The organism is Hydrogenovibrio sp. 3SP14C1, assembly GCF_029625905.1.
Classification (GTDB): Bacteria; Pseudomonadota; Gammaproteobacteria; order Thiomicrospirales; family Thiomicrospiraceae; genus Hydrogenovibrio.
The window spans coordinates 1-277 of the sequence record NZ_JARTLM010000089.1 but is presented as its reverse complement, the minus strand read 5'-3'; the positions used below and the strand labels follow the sequence as shown (position 1 = coordinate 277).

Below are 277 nucleotides of genomic sequence, written 5' to 3'. Positions count from 1 at the left end.
CTTAGCCTGTTGTTACGAATACTGAGTAAATAACATATATTGATAGCCAATAAAGCCACATAGCAACAAGACACCCTCTAGGCGATTAATACGTTGCTGGCGGCCAATTCTAATAGACATAAGCAGCATAGCAAGCGTTGCGGCGATCATCACATAACTATCACGGGTACCTGCATTGAGATCCAAAGCGCCGGGGCCAATTACAGCACCCAGCCCAAGTACTGCGAGGATGTTAAAAATGTTCGAGCCAATAATATTGCCAATTGCAAGATCATCC

1 pseudogene is annotated in these 277 nt (G+C 44.4%); it reads right to left on the bottom strand.

Annotated elements, in window-relative coordinates:
* Positions 1 to 12: 12 nt before the first annotated feature.
* Positions 13 to 277, bottom strand: a pseudogene (locus P8629_RS11755) (calcium/sodium antiporter); the annotation flags it as partial.